The 7,727-nt window shown below is 68.3% G+C and carries 6 protein-coding genes; all 6 read right to left on the minus strand.

The window, feature by feature from the left end:
• Nucleotides 1-13: 13 nt before the first annotated feature.
• Complete coding sequence (locus tag ABS78_RS01115) at nt 14-2,143, minus strand: TonB-dependent receptor (protein ID WP_293374017.1); 2,130 nt, start codon at nt 2,141-2,143, stop codon at nt 14-16.
• Nucleotides 2,144-2,376: 233 nt separating this feature from the next.
• Entirely contained in the window at nt 2,377-3,543 is a 1,167-nt protein-coding gene (locus ABS78_RS01120; RefSeq protein ID WP_293374019.1) for an acyl-CoA dehydrogenase family protein, read from the minus strand.
• A gap of 4 nt (nt 3,544-3,547) precedes the next feature.
• Complete coding sequence (locus ABS78_RS01125) at nt 3,548-5,191, minus strand: acetolactate synthase large subunit (protein WP_293374021.1); 1,644 nt, start codon at nt 5,189-5,191, stop codon at nt 3,548-3,550.
• Nucleotides 5,192-5,283: 92 nt separating this feature from the next.
• The gene (locus tag ABS78_RS01130) at nt 5,284-6,486 is read right to left on the minus strand and encodes a CoA transferase (protein WP_293374023.1); all 1,203 of its coding nucleotides are present in this window, start codon (nt 6,484-6,486) and stop codon (nt 5,284-5,286) included.
• A gap of 84 nt (nt 6,487-6,570) precedes the next feature.
• The gene (locus ABS78_RS01135) at nt 6,571-7,002 is read right to left on the minus strand and encodes an acyl-CoA dehydrogenase family protein (RefSeq protein ID WP_293374025.1); all 432 of its coding nucleotides are present in this window, start codon (nt 7,000-7,002) and stop codon (nt 6,571-6,573) included.
• 8 nt (nt 7,003-7,010) lie between these two features.
• Nucleotides 7,011-7,247: a hypothetical protein gene (locus tag ABS78_RS01140; RefSeq protein WP_293374027.1), complete on the minus strand. Its 237-nt coding sequence runs from the start codon at nt 7,245-7,247 to the stop codon at nt 7,011-7,013.
• Nucleotides 7,248-7,727 lie beyond the last annotated feature (480 nt).

The following is a 7,727-nucleotide window of genomic DNA, read 5'->3' on the forward strand; positions in this document are numbered from 1 at the left end:
CGGCCTTCCCAACCTAGTACCGAAGGCTCACGGCGATCCCGTAGGTCCGCGGCGCGCCGTAGGTGCCGATCCGGTCCGTCCCGAGGGTGTCGGCGTAGTTGAGGTAATCCTTGTCCGCGAGGTTGCGGCCCCACAGGTAGACGCCCCAGCGCTCGTCTTCGCGGGCGATGCCGACGCGGGCGTTCAGCAGGCTGTAAGACGGCGTCAGGGACGCCAGCGTGTTGGCCGGGTTGCCGTACATGCTTCCGCGGTACTGCCATTCGCCGCGCGCCGTGAACTCGAGGTCGCCCCCGATGGGCCTGCTGTACTGCACGCGCAGGTTCCCGTTCCACTTCGGCGCGAACTGCAGGCGGTTGCCGTTGTTGTTGGCCGTCGCTGAGGTCTGGTAGTTCTTGTACTTGCTGTCGAGGTAGCCGACGCCACCGGCGATCTCCAGGCCGTCGATGGGCACCAGCGTGAAATCCAGTTCGGCGCCCTTGATCACCGCCTTGGCGGCGCTGTCGACGTTGAAGCCGACGCCGTTCGTCAGGCCGCCGAAGGTGGTCACCGCAAGGTCGCGGTAGTCCATGTAGAACACCGCCACATTGGTCCGCGCCCGGCCGTCCAGGAAGTCGGCCTTGAACCCGGCTTCGTAGTTGTCGACCTGCTCGGCCTTGTACGGGTCGGCCCCGCGGAAGCTCAGGCCGGCGTTCCAGCCGCCGCTCTTGTTGCCCCGCGACCACTTGGCGTAGGCCATGAAGTCGGACGTGGGTTCGTACTGGATGCCGACCATCGGCGACACGTCGTGGTCCAGGATCTTGTCCGTGATCGGCCCGAAGGCCGGGAAGGCGCCGCCGAAGAACCCGCCGTTCTGGTTGAACCGGAAGAACTCCAGCCGCTTGGTCTCGTAACCGTAGCGGAGGCCGACATTCAGCGTCCACTGGTCGTTGATGTGGTAGTTCGCGTTCACATAGGCGGCGTAGCTGTTGGTCGCGACCGTACGGTTCGCGCCGGTGAGCCCCGGGAAGAACGGGCTGGCCACGCCGTTCTGCACGAAGCCCCCGCTCTGGTCGGCGTAGACGTAGAGGTAGAAGAAGCCGGCGACGTAATCCAACCGCCCGCCGCTCGGCGACGTCAGTCGCACCTCGTTGCTGAACTGGTGATTGTGGTCGAGGATTCGCGTGCGCTGGTCGTCCAGCGGGCCGGTGTCCTCGTCGACCTGGAAGTCGACGAACGACTTGCGATAGGCCGTGATGGTCGTGATCGTATGCTCACCGAACGTGGCGTCGGTCGTCAGGTGCACGCCCTGCAGAGTGCGGTCGTTGACGTTGGCGCGGTCGAACGAAACCGTGCGCGGTCCGGGGATGAACGTCAGCGGATTGGTCCCCGAGATGATCTCGCGCATGACCCGCGTCGGCGTCTCGGTCATGTAGTCGTAGCTGAGATTCGCCTCGAAGTTCTCGAAGGGCGTGATCCGCAATTGCAGCCGCCCGCCCCAGCGATCTTCGCTGTCGACGCGGGTGTTGTTGAAGACGTTGCGGGTGAAGCCGTCACGCCGGAAGCGCGTCAGCGACACCCGGCTGTAGAGCTTGTCCGCGATCAGCGGCATGTCGACGATGCCTACGGCGCGGAAGGCGTTGTAGTTACCGGCCTCCAGGTCGAGCGCCGCCTTGAACGAGTCCTGCGGCCGCTGGGTCACCATGTTCACGGCGCCGGCGATCGTGTTCTTACCGAACAGCGTCCCCTGCGGGCCGCGGAGCACCTCGACGCGCTCGAGCCCCTGGATGTCCGGGTTCCAGTCGGTGGGACGCGCGAGAAACACGCCGTCCACGTAGAAGCCGATCGAGCCGTCCTCGCCCGGGCTGCGCGCCGTCGAGGTGATCCCGCGCAGCGACACGTCCGGCCGCCGGTTGAAGTCGTTGCTCGAGTAATTGAAGTTCGGCACCGAGTACTGCAGGTCGCGCAGCGATACCGCGCCTCGCCGCTGCAGCTCCTGAGCCGTGAACGCGGTCACCGAGACCGGCACAGCCTGCAGGTTCTCCTCCCGCTTCGTCGCCGTGACGATCACCTCTTCGACCGCGGTCTGCGCCGCGGCGGCGCCCGCCCCCAGGCAGCCGGCGGCGGCCACCGCCAACGCAATCCATGACGTACTGCAACGACGCATGTGAGCCCCCTCATTTTCAGCTGCCCGCTCTTAGGCTGGGCGTTTGTTATATGACATTCTTATCATTAGATTGGAACAGCTATTTAGCAGGATCCGGAATGCGCGAAATGTTTTTCATATTGTTGATTTTTTTCGACATATTTCTCGCACTTGATCTCCTGAAGATCTTCGCTGGGCAATTCCGTTTTACAACATGACTGATAAGTCTGTTCATGAATGCAACTCAGCAGCGCTCAGTAAGCCCGGGGCAAGTTCAGGTCGTGCTCCGCGACGTAGTTGAGAACCATTTCCTGGGAGATCGGCGCGAGGCGCATGACGCGCGCCTCCCGCCAGTAGCGCTCGACGTGATACTCACGGGCGTAGCCGAAACCGCCGTGGGTCTGCACCGCCGCGTCCGCCGCCGCATAGGCCGCATCAGCCGCCAGCCATTTGGCCCGGTTCGCCTGGGATCCGCAGTCCAGGCCACGATCCAGGCGCCACGACGCCTCGCGGATCGCGAGCTCGGCCGCGTCGAGCCGCATCCTCGCCTCGGCGAGCGGAAAGGCGACGGCCTGGTTCTGCCCGATGGGCCGGCCGAAGACGACGCGCCCGCAGGCGTACTCGGTCGCCCGGCGAAGGGCGGCGCGCCCAATCCCCAGCGCCTCGGCGGCAACCAGGATGCGCTCGGCGTTGAGGCCCGAGAGCAGGTAGCGGAAGCCCGCGCCCTCGTCGCCGACACGGTCTTCGTCGCTCACGAACAGGTCGTCGTAGGCCACCTCGCAGCTCGCCACGGCGTTCCGCCCGGCCTTCGGAATCGGCCGGATGTCCACCTCGGGGCGACGCAGTTCAGCGAAGAGAAGCGTCAGGCCCTCCGAACGGCGGGCGCACGCTTCGAGCGGCGTGGTGCGCACTAGCAGCAGGACCCGCTCGGACTCCATAGCCTTCGAGGTCCACACCTTCCGGCCACGAACCCGGTAGCCGCCGTCGACCTTGCGCGCGAAAGTCGCGATCTGCGTCGTCTCGCTGCCCGCGTCCGGCTCGGTGACGCCGAACGCCACGTGCAGGTCGCCGGTGGCGACGCGCGGCAAGAACCGCCGGCGCAGGTGCTCCGAGCCGAAGCGTACGATGGGATGCATCCCGAAGATCGACATGTGCAGCGCGCTGGCGCCGTTCATCGCTGCGCCCGACGCCGCCACCTCTTCCAGCAGGATCGACGCCTCGGTGATGCCTTGCCCCGCGCCGCCGTAGGCCTCGGGAGTGGCGATACCGAGCCATCCGGCCGCCGCCATCGCCTCGTAGAAGGCCCAGGGGAAGCGGTGCGCCTCATCGCATTCGGACCAGTAGCTGTCCGGAAAATCGCGGCAGATCTGACGGACGCCGTCGCGGATCAGCGCGTGCGCCTCGAGCGGGGTGAAATCCATGCGCCTAGGCCCCCGGCTGCCGGGCGCGCGGTGGCGGCGACATGACCGCCTCGATCAGATGCGGCCCGCGACGCGCCATGGCCGCGGCGAAGGCCTGGTCGAAAGCCTCCGCCGTCTCGCACCGCGTCGCCGGAACACCCAGGCTCGCGGCGAGCGCGGTCCACGCGATCGTAGGCTGGCCCAGGTCGAGCAGGCGCTTCGCCGCCGGACCGGGACGGCCCGATCCGGTCCGCCCGAACTCGACGCCGAGGATCTTGTAGGCGCCGTTGGCGAACACCACGACGGTGACGTCCAGCGCCTCGCGCGCGATCGTCCAGAGCCCCTGGACCGTGTACATCGCCGCCCCGTCGCCGTTGAGCGACACCACCTTACGGTCCGGGCAGGCGACCGCCGCCCCGACGGCCAGTGGAATGCCCTGCCCGATGGCGCCGCCCGTCAGCATCAGCCAGTCGTGCGCGGCCGCCGCAGTCGTCTGCAGGAAGATCGGCGTGCCCGAGGTCACCGCATCGTCCGAGATGATCGCGTCGTGCGGCAGGTGGCGCGCGATCGCGACGCCGGCCGACTGGGCGAAGAGATCCCCTTGAGGCGGGGCGGGCCGGAACGCGCTCGTCACCGGACCCGCGGCCGGCGCCTCGAGCAGGTCGGCCAGGGCCTCCAGCGTGGCGTCCCCCGCCTCGTCCACGCCCGCGAGGGTCTCGATGCGGCATCCGTCCGGCCACAGCGGGCTGGGCTTGTCCGGATAGGCGAAAAAGGCCGCCGGGGCCTGCGCCTCGACAAGGACCAGGGTATCGAGGCCGGAAAGCTCCTCCTGGGCCACCTCACCAAAGTAGGCCAGCCGGCCCGGCGCGTAGATCCCCGCCCCGCGCCGCTGCCGCGCCACGAAGGTCTCGGTCCAGACACGGATCCCCACCGCCTCCAGCCGCGCCGCCGCGGCGAGGCCCCGTGGGCGGCAGGTGTGGCCCCCGATCAGCAGGCCGCTCGCCTTCGCCGACCGGATGGCCGCGGCGACGTCGGCGATGCGGGACGCCGCAGGCGTGGCGCGCGACGGGCGGACCCGCGCAGCGCAGCGCACCTGCGTCGGGCTCCAGGCGCAGTCTGCCGGCAGGATCAGGGTGGCGCAGCCACCGGGCGGGCCGAGGCTGGCGGTGACGGCCTCGGCCGCCAGGGGCCCGACCTCGTCGGCGTGCTTGGCGCTGCGGGCCCAGGCCGAGTTCGGCGCGACCCAGGCAGCGATGTCGCTCGAAAGCGGCGTGTCGTAGGCCCGGTGGTAGGTGGCGTGATCGCCCACGACGTTGACGACCGGAGTGCGGGCGCGGCGCGCGTTGTGCAGGTTCGCGCCGCCGTTGGCGTAGCCCGCGCCGAGGTGAAGCAGGGTCACCGCCGGCCGGTCCGTCATCCGGCCATAGCCGTCCGCCGCACCCGTCGCCACACCTTCGAACAGGCACAGCACGGCACGCATCCGCGGTTCGCGGTCCAGCGCGGCGACGAACTGCATCTCGCTGGTCCCGGGGTTAGCGAAGCAGGCTGTCACGCCGTTGTCGGCCAGGGTGCGGATGAGGGCGTCGGCGCCGTTCGGCGCGCCCGAGACGCTGTGCGTCGCCACGGCGGCAGCTCCCGCCTGGGCCGTCGCGCTCAGCTTGCTGGACATGACTCTCGTCTCCATCTCGTTTTTATATGACCCACGGGTCATGTATTCAAGCTCAACCATGGCCGACTGCCTGCGACAAAGGGCGCCGGTCGTCAGTTGGGTGTGGACGCCGGACCGCGGACCACGCCGTCGCGCAGCAGCCGGGAAGCGCGCTCGCCGCCCATCCCGATCTCTTCGAGGATGGCCATGGAGTCGCGGCCCAGGTCAGGTGCGACCCGCGGCGTCGGGGGCTCGAAGCCGGCGAAGCGCGCGGCCGGCCGCGACATCTGCATCGGGCCGTAGGCGGGATGCTCGAGACGCACCACCGACCCGTCGCTCACCACCTGGGGATCGAGGGGCACCTCGCTCCGGCGCGCGACGCGGCCTGCGGGAACGCCCTCGGCGTGCAGGCGCCGCAACGCCTCGTCGGTGTCCAGGTCCGCGATCCTCGCCTCCCACAAAGGCTGCAGTTCCAGCCAGCGCAGCCGGCTCGCCGCCTCGGTCTCGAATGTCTCGGAGGCGATCTCCAGCGGCGCACGCAGCGCCCGGCACCACCCCTCGAACGCGCCGCCGCTGATGAAGACGATAGCGATGTGGCCGTCGCGGGTGGGCCACAGCCTGTAGGTGTCGGCGATGGTGAGCCCCGGCTTGAAGGTTTCGGACAGGAAGGTCTCGTTCCACATCACGTCGGGCCAGTTGAAGGCCAGCGTGGCCTCCAGCATCGAGATCCAGATCTGCTGCCCGCCCCGCCCCTGGGCGCGGGAATAGAGCGCCGCGGTGATCGCCTGGGCGGCGGCGAGGCCGGCGACCTTGTCGCAGATGATAGTGTTGATGAGTTGCGGCGGTTCGCGACCACCCGCCTGCATGTCGGCCAGACCCGAGCCCGCCTGGACGATCGAATCGTAGGTCTTTCGGCCCGCATACGGCCCGTCAGGTCCGTATCCGGAGATCGACGCGTAGACGACCTGGGGGTTGCGAGCGCGCACCGCCGTGTAGCCGAGACCCAGGCGCTCGGCGACGCCCGGCCGGAAGTTCTCCAGCACGACGTCAGCGCGCGCCGCCAGCTCCATTGCAACCTCGAGCCCCTCCGGCGTCGCCAGATTGAGCGCGATCGAGCGCTTGTTGCGGTTGCAGGTCGCGAACAGGGCGCTGTAGCCGAGGAAGCCCGCGCCCACATAGCGCCCCTGGTCTCCGCCCGAGGGCGGTTCGATCTTGATGACGTCGGCGCCCTGATCCGCAAGCCACATGGCGCCGAACGGCCCCGAGACCACACCCGTCAGGTCGAGCACCCGAACGTCATGGAGCGGGCCAAGCATCGATGGAACCTTCGTATGCGATGCGTGAACGCCACACTCGCCTCTACCGCCACCATTAACTGACAATAAAGTCATTTGAAAAGGCTAAGATTGGCGTCGAAACGAGATTGAGCTCGAATTCAGCGACACAGATTTTCCAATGACGATCATGTCATTTCGTACCAGGGCGCTGCGGGCCCCGCCCTGCGGCTCGGTAGTCGAGAAGCAGGATACGATCTGGTTCTCCAGCAGCGACGCCAGGAAGCGCTCCTTCTGACCGGCGGCGCCGTAGTGGGCCAGGATCTCGGCGTTGCCCGTGTCCGGGGCCTGGGCACCGAAGGCGATCGGGCCGAACCGCGACTGGCCGAACTTCTCGTTCATGAGCGCCAGCTTGAGCTGGCCATAGCCCTTGCCGCCCAGGTGAGGCCCCAGATGACAGGCCCAAAGGCCACGCGCCTTGACCTTCTGCTGCAGCGGCCGGACCAGGGTCTTGAACCCCGGTTGGAAATCGGGGTCGGTCTCAAATTCCCAGGCCATGGTCGTCCTCACATTCGCGAAAGCGCACGCTCGAAGAGCTTGATGGTGGTGGCGTGCATCCAGTCAGCGGTGGCGCGCTCGGCCTGGCCGGCGGCGGCGCGGGCGTATGTGCCCTCCTGCAGGATGCCCAGCTTGAAGCAGGCCAGGACCACGCACCAGTTCAGGTCCGCCACGCTGGCCCCGGTGATGTCGGCGTAGCGGGCGGCCAGTTCGGCCTCGGTCGGAAAGCCGTCCCACGGCGTCACCGAGATGCAGCCCGGATGGCTGCCGGCGGGGTCGGCCCACGTGGCCAGCAGGCAGCCGAAATCGACCGCCGAAGGACGTACTCGCGACCGCCGCGCGCGAAGCGGAGCAGCACGTTCTGGGCGCCGCCCGAGAGACGGTGGGCCTGCTCGATCGCGCCCTCGCCGAGACCGCGCGTCCATCCATGAAGCGAGCCGCGGCAGGTCGACGAGATGCGCCCACGGCTCATTCTCCCGCGACGGCGGCGAGCCCGCGGCTACGGCGTGAGCGTCTGCAGATCCGCTGACCATGCGGGCAAGCTATCAATCGCGCTCCCTTCGGAGGATTGCGTTCTTGCTGAGCGCGGGTGCACCCAGCGCAATGGCCCTTCGGCTTCGCGCCATGGGACTAAGCCGCTCGCGCGGCAGGGGTGGGTTCCGCACGCGGTGGTGATGATGGGGCGAGGGACGAAGCCAGCCCATCCTGTTTGAGATGCAGGGATC

This window comes from Phenylobacterium sp. SCN 70-31 (assembly GCF_001724605.1).
Lineage (GTDB): Bacteria > Pseudomonadota > Alphaproteobacteria > Caulobacterales > Caulobacteraceae > Phenylobacterium.